Here is a 14,868-nt window from a genome sequence, read left to right as displayed (position 1 = left end):
ACGATGCTGTAGCTCTCTCTTGAGCATTTCGAGCACAATTTATGCATTTGATCTTCACAATGGAGTCCGGTAGTGTCCGGGCTTGTTGAAAATAAATTCAGTTGTGAAGGTATCCAACCTTGTTAGTTTCTCGTCGTCATTTTATAAAATTGGCTGGTAGTGGTGTAGTTGTAGCGGCGTGTGCCCCCCAAATAGTATTGGCATCGTACCCTGAAACCTCTCGCATACTCGCGATGAATAATTTACATACCGGTGAAACACTTGAAACCTGTTATTTCAACGGTGTTCGCTATGTTCGATCTGAGCTTGATCGGCTCAACCATATTTGCCGTGATTTCCGCCGCAACGAAGTCCATCCAATGGACAAAAATCTATTTGACCAAATATCGAAAATTCAATCTCTACTTGGTACGCAAGCGGAAGTACAAATCATCTCTGGTTATCGATCTCCTGCCACCAATGAAATGTTGCGCACTCACTCCTCTGGGGTTGCTAAGAAAAGTTTCCATATGCTAGGCCAAGCAATTGATTTTCGGTTAGATGGTGTTCAGTTGAGTCAAGTACGCGAAGCGGCGATCGAATTGGGCGCTGGCGGTGTTGGTTATTATCCTAGCAGTGATTTTGTGCACATTGATACTGGGCCTGTACGTCATTGGTCATAAGGCTGTTCGTGACTTGTCAAATGAAAGTGTCAATGTCATAGTTCGGCCAACTGCGAATTCGAACAAGGTTTTAGTATGTCGTTAAAGTATCAAGTGGTGCCCGTCACTTCCTTCTCTCAAAACTGCTCTATCGTTTGGTGTGATGACACCATGGAAGGGATCGTGGTTGACCCCGGCGGTGATGTGAAACAGCTCGTGATGTTGATCAATGAACTCGGGGTAAAAGTGGTCAGTTTGGTTCTTACTCATGGTCATTTAGATCATGTCGGTGGAACCGAACCGCTGGCGCAGCAGTTGGGCGGCGTCGATATTATTGGACCACATAAAGCGGACAACTTCTGGCTACAAGGCCTCGAAGGTCAAAGCAAAATGTTTGGTTTTCCACTGACGGAAGCCTTTGAACCTACCCAATGGCTTAATGAGGGTGATGAAGTGAAGTTTGGCCTTCAAACTCTGCAAGTATTGCACACGCCCGGCCACACGCCCGGTCACGTGGTGCTGTTTAGCCAGCAAGCGAAATTGGCGTTTGTTGGTGATGTATTGTTTAACGGTAGTATCGGCCGTACGGATTTCCCGCAAGGTGATTTCAATACCCTTATTCACTCGATCAAAACTAAGCTATGGCCACTTGGCAACGATGTGACGTTTGTGCCCGGCCATGGTCCGCAATCGACTTTTGGCCGTGAACGTGCCAATAACCCTTATGTCGCAGATGAAATGCCTCTGTATTGATCTTGATTAGGCTCAGAGTGTTCCTTCTGCGCCCATTAAACCATGTCTTAGTCTGGTTCGGCCGCCGCGAGGTAGCGCCGAATCAGCCCCACAAACGCCTCGGCGTCACGATCCAGATCGTGCGCTGAGATAAAAATATCATAATCAAAAAATTGCCGTTGATAGCGCATCCGATTGGCTAACATTGCCATAAGACCATGATAGTAATTACCGTTTGGCGCAGTGTAAGGTGCGTTGTCGAGTACCAAGTCTTCAAATTGAGTCTCTTTGCGCTGTTGTTTTGCTCCTAAGTAGAGCAGCGCGCGCTGGCTGAGCAAGATCTCACTAGCGATTCTGGGACATACACTCTCAAGGTAAGGTGAATAATCCTTCAGTTTGATCCCAATCCAAGGCAAAGGTTGGTGCCAACCATGATATTCATAACTGCATACCCCAATGCGGCTGATATTGTTCCATTTTACGACCCAACCTCCTTTAAAGAGATGCTGCTGAAAATGGGTAGCGGTTAGAGTGTAGCTAACTTTTCCTTTCAAAATCAAAAGATAGAAGGTGATTAGAGTCACTGCCAGTGCACTTACTAACAGCAGCGCATGAATAATGTTGGATGAGAACATGACAATGCAAATTGAAGCGATGATACAAGTCGTATTTATCCATTTCACTAAAGGTGATTGCAGAGAAAAGCGCGTATTAGACAAATGTTGGGTGTGCATAAACCAGTGAAACTCCTTCGAGCTACAGCATCGTTGTTGGCTGTTGCGACCTGTATAAATTGTAGTCAGTTACCGCATCAAAATGCGTTTTTGCCCCTCAATCTGTGCTATGCCCTACAAATCGAGGACGATTTTTGATATAAAACGCGCTTCAAATTTTCACCACTGCTTGAAACGCAGTGAAATGGAGAAATATTCGATGAGACTTGCTCATAAGCGTAAGGTGCAGGCAAAATTGCAAAAGCGTATTAAAGCGACTGTTGCAAACTTGATCGCCTCTCAATCAGCAAAGCCTGTAACAGCGCAATCGACCGTAGCAAAAACCGCTGCAACAAAAGTAGTTGTGGAGAAAGCTGCGGCGAACTCTAAAAAAGTGGATGTTGCGTTAACGCCAAAACAGCAACAGGTTTTAGATATCGTCGCTAACCACGCAGAAGGTATGAATCCTAAATCGATCGGCTTAAGTGCTGGTCAAGAAGATGCGAAAGCTGCCGCTTGGGCCACTGGCGCACTCAAGAAACTAGTAGAAGAAAATCTGGTAGTGAAAGAGCAGTTAGCAGGCAACAAAGTTATCTATAAAGCCATTTAATCTGCTGTTCGTTGTGAATGAATTAGCCTCGGTAGCCCCGAGGCTTTTTTACGATCAAATTTTAAATGCAATCAAAGCTACTCTTCTTTGGTAATTGAGCCAATTTCGAGCATCGGTGCGACATCGATGTTTTCGGCATTCATCATAGAAGATAAACGTTGTACTGATGAGAGCAACAAGCTTTGCTCCCACTCTTGAAGCTGCCTAAATTGTTCGACAAAGCTTTCTTGCAATGGTTGCGGTGCCTTTTCTAGCAGCTTCTTACCTTCGTCCGTTAAATGGGCGTGCACTTTTCGTTTATCGGTATTGCTGCGAATTCGCTGTACGTATCCGTTGCGCTCTAATCTATCCAAAATGGTGGTGGCAGTGGCCTGGCTCATGTTCGTATGATCCGACAATGTGCGGATAGTCACCTCACCAAGGGTTTGAATTGAGCGCATTAAAATAAGCTGGGGACCAGTAAGCCCAGCGTCTCTATTCAGTTTTTTAGAGTGCAGATCAATTGCGCGAATAATTTGTCGAATTGAGATCAAAACTTCTTCATGTTTTTCCAAACTCATTGTCCCAAAAAGAAAGTTATTAATAAGCGGGGACCATAGCGCAGTTCTTTTCACTTGAAAAGTAGCATTCGACCTCTTTTGTTTTGGTCTAAGATGATGAGTGTATAAGTTGAGATGTAAAATGATTAGTGCTCGAATGTTTTTGTTTTCGATTTTCACCCTAAATTGGTTGAAGTTTAACCATTAAAGCTTGTTTCTTGCCTTTCATGGCATTTTGTGTTGCTTTTTAGTGGATTTTTTCTGTGATTTTGGTAGGGTATTCAGCATATTGAAAAAATAAATTGCTATGAGTACGAAGTTATTTTTGGTTTTTGTCTTAAAATTGTTTCGTTCTCATGGTTATTAATCTCAACTGAAAAATCATGTCTAGATTTCTAGAGAGGTAAAATGACAAAAGGTATTGATAAGTACAGTATCGACAGTACTGACTACACCGTCGGGCAAGATAACGTGCAAAAGTGGGGGTTTGATGTTCATAACCCAGTGTTTGGCTTTAGCGCCGGATTTATTGCGCTATTTTTAGTCGCCGCTTTAGTCGTTGATCCTGAGGTTGCGAAGAGCGTGCTTGATGGCGTTAAATGGAAAATTATTGGCACTTTTGACTGGCTGTTTATTTGGTCGGGTAATCTTTTTGTGCTGTTTTGCTTAGGCTTGATAGTTTCTCCCTTTGGTAAAATACGTTTAGGTGGCCAAGAGGCGACAGCAGACTACTCTTTTATTTCTTGGCTCTCTATGCTGTTTGCCGCAGGGATGGGTATTGGTCTCATGTTCTGGAGTGTCGCTGAACCTGTGGCGTATTTTACCGGTTGGTATGAGACGCCCTTAGGTGTTGCAGCCAACACACCCGAAGCGGCTAAACTAGCATTAGGTGCAACCATGTACCATTGGGGTCTACACCCTTGGGCCATTTACGGTGTGGTAGCACTTTCCCTTGCGTTCTTTACTTACAACAAAGGGCTTCCGCTTTCTATTCGCTCTATTTTTTACCCGTTGCTTGGCGATCGTGCTTGGGGCTGGGCAGGGCATATCATTGATATTCTGGCTGTATTAGCAACATTATTTGGCTTAGCAACGTCATTAGGGCTGGGTGCGCAACAAGCGGCTAGTGGTATCCATCATGTGTTTGGCATTGATGCCGGAATGGGCTTACAAATTGTCGTGATTACCGTCGTTACTTTATTAGCGGTGGTCTCCGTGGTGCGTGGTATTGATGGTGGTGTCAAAGTCATCAGTAACATCAATATGATCGTTGCGTTCTTGCTGCTGATTTTGGTTGCACTGATTGGCTATACCGTAACCTTTTCATCCATTCCAACCACATTAATGGCGTATATTGAAAATATCATCCCACTCAGTAACCCGCACGGTCGAACTGATGAGGCTTGGTTCCAAGGTTGGACAGTGTTCTATTGGGCTTGGTGGATTTCATGGTCACCATTTGTTGGAATGTTCATTGCGCGAGTATCAAAAGGCCGTACTATCCGCGAGTTCCTCACCGCCGTATTATTAGTACCTACTGCTGTTACCTTGATTTGGATGTCTGTATTTGGTGGTTTGGCGATTGATCAAGTCATCAACAATGTTGGCCAATTAGGCGCGAATGGTTTGACCGAAGTGCCACTGGCGATGTTCCAAATGTTTGATGCGCTGCCTTATGGCACCTTACTTTCAGTGATTGCGGTTGTGTTAGTGTTGGTATTTTTTATCACCTCATCAGATTCAGGGTCACTGGTTATTGATAGTATTACTGCTGGAGGCAAAGTGGATGCCCCTGTCCTACAGCGTATTTTCTGGGCGTTGATGGAAGGCGCTATCGCCGTAGCCTTGTTATGGATTGGTGGCACCAATGCTATTGAAGCGTTGCAAGCCGCCGCCATATCAACGGCGCTGCCATTTACTATCGTGCTGCTGCTGATGTGTGTCAGCCTACTGTTGGGAATGCGAACCGAGCTCTTGAAACGTTAATTTCGACATTGATTTGAAAAGGCGACGAAAGTCGCCTTTTTTGATGTTTTTTTGACGATCGTCATTAGAGTGTTTTGCTAAAATACTAAGAAAAGCAAATGGTTATCTTGTGTCAGAATTCGACATATATTTCGTGCATCTTGTGTTAAATCTGGTTAATATTCGCCTCCGTTCCTGTATCAAACATTCTGCAAACCAATGAAATTAACCTTAAAGCAAAAGCTAATCGGTGCCAGTCTTTCTGCCGTCGTCGTTATGGCGAGCGCGTTGACTTGGCTAGCCGCTGATCAACTCTTTGAACAAACTCGAAATGGCGTATATTCGCGGGCAGAAAGCTTGTCAGCTGCCGCTGCGAAAGGCATTTCGGACTGGATTGTGGTCCGTAAAGAGATCTCAACCGCTTTTAATGACTACACCGCTCAAGATGATGTCGTTCCTTTCTTACAGCAAGCTCGCAAAGCGGGTGGCTTTGATGATATTTTCTTTGGTACACCGCAAGGTGAGATGTATCGTTCACACCCTGAGCGTAACCGTGCTGACTATGATCCTCGCCAACGTCCTTGGTATAAAGATGCCGTTTCAGCGAATAAACAAATTATCACCACCGCTTATAAAGACGCGATCACCAATGCACTGTTGGTGACAATTGCAGATCCTGTGCGTCGCAATGGGCAATTTGTCGGCGTCGTTGGTGCCGATGTGTTAATCGATCAGTTGATCCAAGATGTCATCAGTTTAGATGCGGGCAAAAATGCCTACGCGATGTTGATTGATGCGCAAGATGGAACCTTTTTAGCGCATCCAGATAAAAATTTCTTATTAAAACCAGTGTCGTCATTGTCGAAGACGTTGACGATGAACATGATAGAGCAAGCAGTGGCTTCAGGTACCGTTGAAGACGCGTCATTACAAGGTGTTGATAAGCTATTTTACTTCGCCAAAGTGCCGCAAACCGATTGGATCTTTGCTATCCAAATGGATCGTGCAACGGAAGAAGCAGCGCATACATCCTTGCTCATTGACCTAATTGTGACTGCACTTGTGATTACTATCGCTGTGATTGTGATCGTCTCTTGGTTAGTGAGCTTTTTGTTTAGAGATCTTAGCCGAGTATCCAAAGCCTTAGAGGAAATTGCTTCCGGAGACGGTGATTTAACTCAACGTCTTGAACCAAGAAGTGATGATGAAGTTGGGCAATTAGCACAAAACTTTAATACCTTTGTCGGTAATATGCACACCATGGTTTCTAAACTCAGCTTTGTTTCTGCTGCGTTGTCTGAACAGTCAAAACAGACGGCCGCTCAAGCCAAAGAGCGTAGTGCGCGTATCCGTTTACAACAAGATGAAATTAATATGGTGGCTACGGCCATCAATGAAATGGCCGCAGCTACACAAGAGATTGCCGGTAACGCAGATCATACCGCTCAGAACTCTGGCGAAGCAGTAACGGCTTGCGTACATGGCTCGAATCAAGTTTCACAAACACAAGGTTCGATTCAAAATCTGGCTCAAGAAGTTCAAGTGGCCACTGATGTTATCCTTGAGCTGGAAGCACACGGTAAACACATCAATACGATTCTGGCGACTATTCAAAACATAGCAGAGCAAACTAACCTGCTAGCATTGAATGCGGCGATTGAAGCTGCACGTGCTGGTGAGCAAGGTCGTGGCTTTGCGGTGGTTGCCGATGAAGTTCGTGTGCTTAGTCAACGTACACATGCTTCGACAAAAGAAATTCAGCAGATGATCGAAACGTTGCAATCAACGACGGGTAAAGCGGTTGGCATTATGGGTGATAGCCGTATGCTTGCTGGAACCAGTGTAGATGATGCGAACGCCGCTGCAGCAAGTTTGATGCAAATTCATAATTCAGTTGAGCGCATCAGTGACATGGCGACGCAAATTGCCTCGGCCGCTGAAGAGCAAGCTTCTGTGACGTCGGAAATTACTCGCAACACGGAAGGGATCCGCGATGTTTCTAACGATCTTGCACAAGAAGCGCATGAAGCAGCAGCACAAGCATCACAACTTTCTGAGCTTTCGCATCAGTTAGAAAATGAAATTCGTCGCTTTAAGCTGTAAGTTCTAAGCGTAAAAGCATAGCAAGGCGAGATGTTATTAGAAAAGAGGAACCCATGTTAGGTTCCTCTTTTTTTGCTCGTGTCGATCACGGTACTAAACCTTGAAAGAATCCCTTTAAAGGATAATCAAAAAGTTATAGCCACAACGTTCGGACACTTTGCTGCCGATCAAAATGATGAGCGATTTGTGCTTGGAATAATTCCGCGGTGGCAATAGCATCAACTAAAGCGTGGTGTGGAGTGTATGCTGGTAGCCCATAACGCGCCCGCGCTTGCCCTAAACGCACTGATTGTGGTTTTTGCCCTTTTAACTGGTTCCATAAACCTCCATGTAACCGTTGTTGAATTTCCGTTTCCAATTGCAAAGTATCGATCACAGGAAACTCAATGCCTTCACCCAATCGCACTTTTAATGCTTGATTGAGAAAGCTACGTTCAATATGACGGTAATGAACTACAACAATTTTTCCAGATAAGGCCTTCAGTATTGACTCCTGCACTTCTGCCAAATCTGGCGCATCTAAAATATCGTTGTGTGTGATGCCATGGATAACCACCGAATCCTCTTTTAACGCTTGGCGTGGCCGAACTATCCAATGTTTAGAGCGGTTGAGATAGATACGGTTTAAGGTAAAAGGCACCAAGCCAATGGTGATAATGTCATCATGCTGCGCACTTAACCCGGTTGTTTCCAAATCTAAAGCGACAAACTCTATTTCATCGATTGGCGTGCAACCCTTAGCAATCGGCCTTGAATAAAAATCTTTGAGTAACGGATGGTTAACCAACGACTGCTTATTGGCATATTTTGCTACCCAATCGATGCTCGGTTTTTGAAACCATTGTTTAATCATCACTCTCACTTAAAGTTATTGCTGGCTTGATAACGGAATTTCAAGAAATTTTGCGCATTGCTTAGGATTTGAAACGCATCTTTTAAGTTACGTCTTTCAAAATCAGATAGGTTTTCTGGCTCGATATTGTTATCTGGCTCTATTTCTTGTTCAACGTCAGCCGCTTGGTGGCGAATGCGCACCATAGCGATAAACTCCATTGCATCACGCAGATCTTGCGCCCGTCCTTTGGGTAGAATTCCGGCTTCAATGATGTCATCCAAACGTTCAAACGAGTTGGTAGAACGTGAACCGACAGCCAATGCATGCACACGGATTAAATCCGCTAACGGTGCAGTGCCGCGACGTTTTAAATTGATGGTGTTATTGTGTCGTCCATCTTTTTCCATCACAAAGTCTTTGAAAAACCCCAATGGTGGCGTGCGGTTCAGCGCATTTCGTGCAAGGCATGCAAGAAATCGATTATTTTTGCGTGCTCGACGGACAATAAACCCATTCAGTTGTTCTGCCCATTTGGTCCTGCCACACACCCCGTATAAGTCAAAAAAGATGGATGCATTCAATAGCGCCTTAGGGTTAGGGTTATCTATCCAATCGGCAAAGCAGGCTTCCCATTCTTTACGAGTCATACGCCACATCGGGTTGCTGGCCATAATGTCCCCCGTACAGTAGCTGTAACCGCATTGATCTAAGCTGTCGCAGACAAATTTGGCGAACGCTTCGAAATAAGCACCATGCTGTGTTTCTTCATAGCTATCGTCCAAAATTAAAGCGTTATCTTGGTCCGTGACAATTAACTGTTCGTCACGGCCCATAGAACCCAAGGCTAAAAAGCAGTATGGAATAGGCGGCGAGCCTAGTAATTCTTCAGCAAGTTCAATGATTCTTTGTTTAAAGCTACGGCCAATCACTGACATCGCCGTGCCGATCATATGTGAGTTTGCATCTTCATTGACTAAACGAACAAAACTGTCTTTGACTTGGTGCGACAGTGTGGCTAACTCTTCAACGCTTTGTTGCTGGAAGATGCGACTGACGAGCAGCAATGAGTTTTGTGATTCGTAGCGAACAATGTCGGTCGCTTCAATGATACCGATCGGCTTTTTTTCTTTGAGTATAGGAAGATGATGAACATTGTATCGAAGCATTTTCAGCATGGCCTCATAGACATAAGCATTATGATCTAATGAGATAACCTCCGTTGTCATCACTTCCGTGACGAGGTGATTAGGATCGATGCCAACGGCTAATACACGCGTGCAGAGATCTCGGTCAGTCAGGATGCCGATTACTGGGCTGTTATCGTCGTCACTCTCTTGCAAAATATCAGGGTCAATCACCAGCAGTGAAGAGATACTCTCTTCCGCCATCTTGATCGCCGCATGTTGAATGGTTTCTGTTTTGTAAACGAAAGGGGCTTCTCGGCTGAGTAAGGTTCGCACTTTCGAGGTGGTGAGATCATTCTGCTCTGTTTTACTTAGTACGGCTTGGCGAAGGCGTGCGTTATCTTGCACTTCAACGAAATCAGCAAAGGAATCATAGTTGTCATATAAATCCTGAAACCTTGCCTCTGGAATACAATAAACCAGCGTATCTTCAATCGCTGTGACCGGAAAACGAACACGGTTATTGGTCAATAGCCCCATTTGACCAAATAAACCGCCTTCGGTTAGGCGGTTGTATAATTCGCCTTTGCGACGGTACACCTCGACGACGCCGCTTCGGATCAAATATAAGTCTTGGATATGATCACCAAAATGAATGATGGGTGTACCTTGTCGAAAATAGGAGATTTCTACGCTCTGCGTCACTTCGATCAGTGTTTCTTCAGGTAGTTCATTGAACGGTGGATACTGAGCAAGGAAGTTCTTGATTTCAATTAATTCTGCTTCCATGGAGGCTTCCTTGTGTTTCGGAGTTCATATTGTGGGATTCTGACGTCGTGAGCCAGCTAAACGATGTAACTTGTCAAAGGGATCAGGTTACATCGGTGGCATTGGACATAGGATTCAGAGAGTTATAGTACATGAAAAGAACGTGCTTTGCAGGCAAGAGGGGAAAGTGTACGCGCTTCGATGTGAATCAAGTACTATTTCAGTGAATTGAAGATAAAAAAATAGCCGACAAGTGGCGGCTATTGTTGTCTATTTCTTATCATTATCGATTATAGAACCGCTGCAATACCTTTGCACAGTGGGCCCATATTCGATTTCGTCATGCCTGCCACACTGATACGGCCGGAACCGACGATGTAAATTGCCAATTCATCTTTCAGACGAGCAACTTGTTCCTTGTTCAAACCAGAAAAAGAGAACATGCCATTTTGACGTTCAATAAAGCTAAAATCAGCCTTCACACCTTCGGCTTTTAGGGTGGTAACAAACAGCTCACGCATCTCTTGAATACGTTCACGCATTTCTGTCACTTCGTTTTCCCATTCTGCGCGCAGTTCGGCGTTGTTGAGGATATAAGTAACGACCGCAGCACCGTGCGCTGGTGGGTTTGAATAAATGGAACGAATGATCGCTTTGATTTGTGAGAAAGCTGTTTCAGCGACATCTGTTGAGCCAGCAACGATGGTAAACGCACCCACGCGCTCATTGTACAAACCGAAGTTTTTAGAGAATGAGCTCGCCACTAAGATCTCTTTATTGTATTTCGCAAAAGTACGCAGACCTTGCGCGTCTTCTTCAACCCCTTTCGCAAAACCTTGATAAGCAAAGTCAAACAGAGGAAGAAGCCCTTTATCAGCGACCAATTTTGCTAACGTTTCCCACTCTTTATCGGTTGGATCAATGCCAGTTGGGTTGTGGCAGCACCCGTGTAGAAGAACAATATCACCCGCTTGAGCTTGCTCAAGATCGGCAAGCATCGCTGCGAAATCTTTATCTTTCGTTTCGGAATTGTAGTACGAATACTGCGTGGTTTCTAAACCAGCCGCATTAAAAACACCGTGATGGTTTGCCCATGTTGGGTTGCTGATCCACACTTTCACGTCGCCGATTTGACGCTTAATAAATTCACCTGCTACACGCAGTGCACCAGTACCACCGGGCGCTTGCGCCGTTTTTGCGAGCTTTTGCGTCACAATCTCAGATTCATCGCCAAACAGCAGTTTTTGTACCGCGAGCCCATATTCAGCAGTACCTTCAATGGTGAGATAAGATTTGGTCTTTTCAGACTCAAGCAACGCCGCTTCCGCTTTCTTTACTGTCGCAAGAACAGGTGTTTCACCTGCTTCATTTTTGTAGATACCAACACCGAGGTTAATTTTTTCAGTGCGAGGATCTTTTTTAAACTCTTCGGTTAAACCAAGAATAGGGTCAGCCGGAGCTGCGACAACTTTTTCAAACATAATCATCATCCATGTAAAGTGTTAGAAGGGATTTTAGAAACATAAAATTAAGGTATTTATACCTTTATGAAATATCCGTTACAACACACAAAACAGAAAAACTGAAAATAATTTGTGTTGGCTAAGAATCATGAACAAAAAGGCGATTTTTTTAAAAAAACTCTATCATCCACCGTTTTCAGGCGGGGAGATTAAATAGGTTTTACTTTGAGAAGTAGTCAGCTCAACGGCAAAATTCATCATCAAATACGATATTTTGCCGTTGAGCGGAGGAGTCACTGTAATAAGAGATTAATGTTTATCCTGATGGCGAGCGGCAATGGCGACAAATTGTTGTTCAACACTCAAAAAAGCCTCTACGACTTGTGGGTCAAAATGTGTCGCTTCGCCCTGTAGAATGATGGCTTTTGCTTCATCATGAGAAAACGCGGGTTTGTAAACGCGCTTTGAGATGAGCGCATCATATACATCAGCCAGTGCCATTAAACGGCCTGAGAGTGGAATCTCTTCCCCTTTGAGTTGTTTTGGATAGCCCGAACCATCCCATTTTTCATGGTGAGTGAGGGCGATTTCTTTCGCGATTGCTAAAAAGGAACTTGTGCCAAGGTGCTGCTCGGCAATCGACAGCGCTTGTGCGCCGATCTCAGGGTGCCCCTTCATAATAATGAACTCATCATCGGTGAGCTTGCCGGGTTTCAGTAGGACGGCATCAGGGATACCGACTTTGCCAACGTCGTGTAATGGGGCTGATTTGTAGAGTAAATCAATATAAGTGGGCGTTAATAAAGGCTGATATTTCGGTTTTTGGCTTAGATATTGCGCGAGTACTTTGACATATTCTTGAGTACGTAAAATATGAGCGCCAGTTTCATTATCGCGAGATTCAGCTAAAGCGGCCAGGCTGACGATGGCGACATCACGCGTGGTTTTTACTTCATCCTGTGAGTTTTGTAGGCTATCCAACATTTGATTGGTCAACCAAGCCACAGAGCCTAACTCGTTATTTTCAAAAATTGGTAAGCGTTGTGCTATATCACCTTGAGTCACTTGGCATAGCGAATGCTCTTGAGCGTGCAATATTTGCTTCATTAGCCTTCCCCACTGCCAGAGGATAGCGATCACATAACCGCCCAAAACCAAAGAAACATAAATAAACTCTTTAATAATACTTATCTTGCCATGCCCATTGATTAAACTGGCAGGGTTATGTTCAAGCCAAAAAAGATCTTTCACTGCGACCATCGTGAGTGTGGCTGTCAGAGTGATGATCATCAGCATCATTAACCCGATCATCTGCTTAACAATCGAATGCCTTTCACCTTGGAGTTGTTGACGATTCAATTGTACTGCGTGCTGGCGATATTGGGCTCGTTTAGCGATGAGTTGTAATAAGCTTCCGGTAAAGAAACCAAACAGTGTTAAACCAAACAGGACTTTTACGTTGCTATCGAGAGTAAATTGATAGTACTGGTTGTAGTAAAGGGATAGTGGAATACTGACAAGAAAAAACAAAACACTATCGAGTTTTGCATACTGCTCTGTTTTTGCCCAATCATGGTGAATAAAGACATATAGACGCATTACCCATGCACAAAATACGCTAATCGTCACATGGGCTGTGATTTCTAATGCGCTTAAACTGGACAACATCGGACATATTCGTCCGCCATAGGTGGCAAATAGCAGCGCAGCTAAGAGGTAGAGCAGTGCGGTGAGTTGGCTGTTGTTTCGCTTGGTATTATTCATGAATTTGATTTCATTACAGTATGTGATGCTTAAGTTTAGGTGATTAAATTCGTTCAATGTTGTGTTTTCGTGATTAACCGATGTGCGGAGGATCAGAAAAGCGATGGATTCTAGTGATGTATTTCTAGGAAAGATAGCTAAATTAAATGAAGCCCATGTGATCCGATCAGTGTGTCATGTTATGAGTACAGAGGAGAGGGCTCAATGACGTTACTCAGCCGAACTTAACGAAAGTCAATCGTTACTCTGATTGATAAGAGTGGACTGTTTAAAATTACCTAAAACAACAAAAGTAAAATTACATCTGCCGACTACATTGCAGATTCCTCCAAGCTTTCCTATCTTTAGTTATGAGCTCTAGGCGTTGCATAACAACTTCTTACATAACGTCATAGCTTTCGTCAGTGTTTTATGGCTAAAGGATAATAAATCATGCTCCTCATTAGGCTGGTACGTGTTTACGTGCCCTTAGTGCTATTGTCGATAGTTGCTCTTATGCCACAGCCAACACATTTTGGTGTTTGGGCTCTATTATTTGTTACTTTTGCTAGTGTTAGCTATGCCATTTGGAATTACGAATCCTTCATTTCCCAAGTCAAAGCTCAAAAAAAGACGATTGAACACCTTTCTCAAACACAAGAGATCCAACTGGATGGATATCATTCTTTAGAGCCTCTCTTTGCTCAATCTCTGCCAGTGTGGTCTCGTCATATTGATTTAGCTAATGTGCAACTTACCGATTCTGTTACTCAACTGAGCCAGCAATTTGGTGATCTTGTCACGCAGCTTTCACAAGCACTCTCCTTCTCGCAAGGTTCAACCTTAAAAGATGAGCGTAATTTAATGAGCGAAATTGAGCGTTGTCGAGCCATGCTTTCTAAAGCGGTTGATGAGCTTAGAGAAAGCCAAAAGACAAGAGAGCATATGCTTGATGAAATGCGCAGCCTTGATCAATACACAGTCGATTTAAAAAAAATGGCAACCGATGTGGTGGGCATTGCTGAAAAAACCAACTTATTAGCACTTAATGCTGCCATTGAGTCAGCCAGAGCAGGAGAGGCAGGTCGAGGTTTTGCAGTGGTGGCCGATGAAGTGCGTAACCTTTCACAGCGTTCAAGGGAGATCGCTAGCAGCATGACGGAGAAAGTGAACGTTGTCAGTGATGCGATTAATACTACATTTAAGACGGCTGAAATGGCTATTGCGGCTGAGAGTGAACAAATGGAACAAACCGAGCAGCGTATCGATTATGTCATTAACCACTTCCAAGATATGGCACAAACCTTACAGCAACAGTCTGAGCGGTTAAAAGAAGATGCATTTTCGGTGAAGGAAACAATCAGTAGTGTGATTGTGAAATTGCAATTTCAAGACCGAGTAAGCCAAATATTAGAGCAAATCAGCACCAATCTCAAAGAACTCAGTGACTCATTAGAGCTGCTCAAACAAGACAGCAATCATGCGATCGCAGGCGAATTATCCCCGCAAAAATGGCTGGAAAAAATGACCAAGAACTACACCATGATAGAACAACATGAAAGCCACAAAGGCAAGGTTACTGAGGTGAAAAGCAAGGTGACTAGCACGGACATTACTTTCTTTTGAGAACCG

General features: G+C 44.0%; 12 protein-coding genes. 6 read left to right on the top strand and 6 right to left on the bottom strand.

Features of this window, described 5'->3' with window-relative positions:
* The first annotated feature begins 119 nt into the window (after positions 1-119).
* Both AACQ79_RS03560 and AACQ79_RS03555 read left to right on the top strand, forming a co-directional pair.
* Positions 120-662, top strand: coding sequence for a YcbK family protein (locus AACQ79_RS03560; RefSeq protein WP_017044782.1), 543 nt, complete (start codon positions 120-122; stop codon positions 660-662).
* Between the two features lie 75 nt (positions 663-737).
* Entirely contained in the window at positions 738-1,394 is a 657-nt protein-coding gene (locus AACQ79_RS03555; RefSeq protein WP_019282382.1) for an MBL fold metallo-hydrolase, read from the top strand.
* A 47-nt stretch (positions 1,395-1,441) separates the two neighbouring features.
* On the opposite strand, the gene AACQ79_RS03550 is transcribed toward AACQ79_RS03555, so the two are convergent.
* Positions 1,442-2,107: a DUF2982 domain-containing protein gene (locus AACQ79_RS03550; RefSeq protein WP_017050560.1), complete on the bottom strand. Its 666-nt coding sequence runs from the start codon at positions 2,105-2,107 to the stop codon at positions 1,442-1,444.
* Between the two features lie 199 nt (positions 2,108-2,306).
* Here AACQ79_RS03550 and AACQ79_RS03545 point away from each other — a divergent pair, with 199 nt between their 5' ends.
* On the top strand, positions 2,307-2,696 hold the full coding sequence (locus AACQ79_RS03545; protein WP_026027541.1) for a hypothetical protein: 390 nt from the start codon (positions 2,307-2,309) through the stop codon (positions 2,694-2,696).
* A gap of 77 nt (positions 2,697-2,773) precedes the next feature.
* Here AACQ79_RS03545 and AACQ79_RS03540 read toward each other — a convergent pair whose 3' ends face one another.
* Positions 2,774-3,250 (bottom strand): MarR family winged helix-turn-helix transcriptional regulator, encoded by a 477-nt coding sequence (locus AACQ79_RS03540; RefSeq protein WP_010320725.1) that lies wholly within the window; start codon positions 3,248-3,250, stop codon positions 2,774-2,776.
* Between the two features lie 393 nt (positions 3,251-3,643).
* Between AACQ79_RS03540 and AACQ79_RS03535 the strand changes: the two genes are divergently transcribed.
* Positions 3,644-5,221, top strand: coding sequence for a BCCT family transporter (locus tag AACQ79_RS03535; RefSeq protein ID WP_017044778.1), 1,578 nt, complete (start codon positions 3,644-3,646; stop codon positions 5,219-5,221).
* A gap of 198 nt (positions 5,222-5,419) precedes the next feature.
* Positions 5,420-7,303 carry a methyl-accepting chemotaxis protein gene (locus AACQ79_RS03530; RefSeq protein WP_017043629.1) on the top strand — a complete coding sequence of 628 codons (1,884 nt, stop codon included), beginning with the start codon at positions 5,420-5,422 and terminating at the stop codon, positions 7,301-7,303.
* Between the two features lie 133 nt (positions 7,304-7,436).
* Here AACQ79_RS03530 and AACQ79_RS03525 read toward each other — a convergent pair whose 3' ends face one another.
* The 4 genes from AACQ79_RS03525 to AACQ79_RS03510 all read right to left on the bottom strand — a co-directional run bounded on the left by AACQ79_RS03525 (position 7,437) and on the right by AACQ79_RS03510 (position 13,257).
* Positions 7,437-8,156: a 3'-5' exonuclease gene (locus tag AACQ79_RS03525; RefSeq protein ID WP_202599105.1), complete on the bottom strand. Its 720-nt coding sequence runs from the start codon at positions 8,154-8,156 to the stop codon at positions 7,437-7,439.
* Positions 8,157-8,161: 5 nt separating this feature from the next.
* On the bottom strand, positions 8,162-10,051 hold the full coding sequence (locus tag AACQ79_RS03520) for a putative nucleotidyltransferase substrate binding domain-containing protein (RefSeq protein ID WP_013856754.1): 1,890 nt from the start codon (positions 10,049-10,051) through the stop codon (positions 8,162-8,164).
* 269 nt (positions 10,052-10,320) lie between these two features.
* On the bottom strand, positions 10,321-11,511 hold the full coding sequence (locus tag AACQ79_RS03515; protein ID WP_170898437.1) for an amino acid aminotransferase: 1,191 nt from the start codon (positions 11,509-11,511) through the stop codon (positions 10,321-10,323).
* Positions 11,512-11,802: 291 nt separating this feature from the next.
* On the bottom strand, positions 11,803-13,257 hold the full coding sequence (locus AACQ79_RS03510; RefSeq protein WP_170898435.1) for an HD domain-containing phosphohydrolase: 1,455 nt from the start codon (positions 13,255-13,257) through the stop codon (positions 11,803-11,805).
* A gap of 432 nt (positions 13,258-13,689) precedes the next feature.
* Between AACQ79_RS03510 and AACQ79_RS03505 the strand changes: the two genes are divergently transcribed.
* The gene (locus AACQ79_RS03505) at positions 13,690-14,862 is read left to right on the top strand and encodes a methyl-accepting chemotaxis protein (RefSeq protein WP_013856758.1); all 1,173 of its coding nucleotides are present in this window, start codon (positions 13,690-13,692) and stop codon (positions 14,860-14,862) included.
* Positions 14,863-14,868 lie beyond the last annotated feature (6 nt).

This window comes from Vibrio sp. 3-2(1), assembly GCF_963887575.1.
GTDB classification, from domain to species: domain Bacteria; phylum Pseudomonadota; class Gammaproteobacteria; order Enterobacterales; family Vibrionaceae; genus Vibrio; species Vibrio anguillarum.
This window is presented reverse-complemented; position numbering and strand designations above follow the sequence as displayed.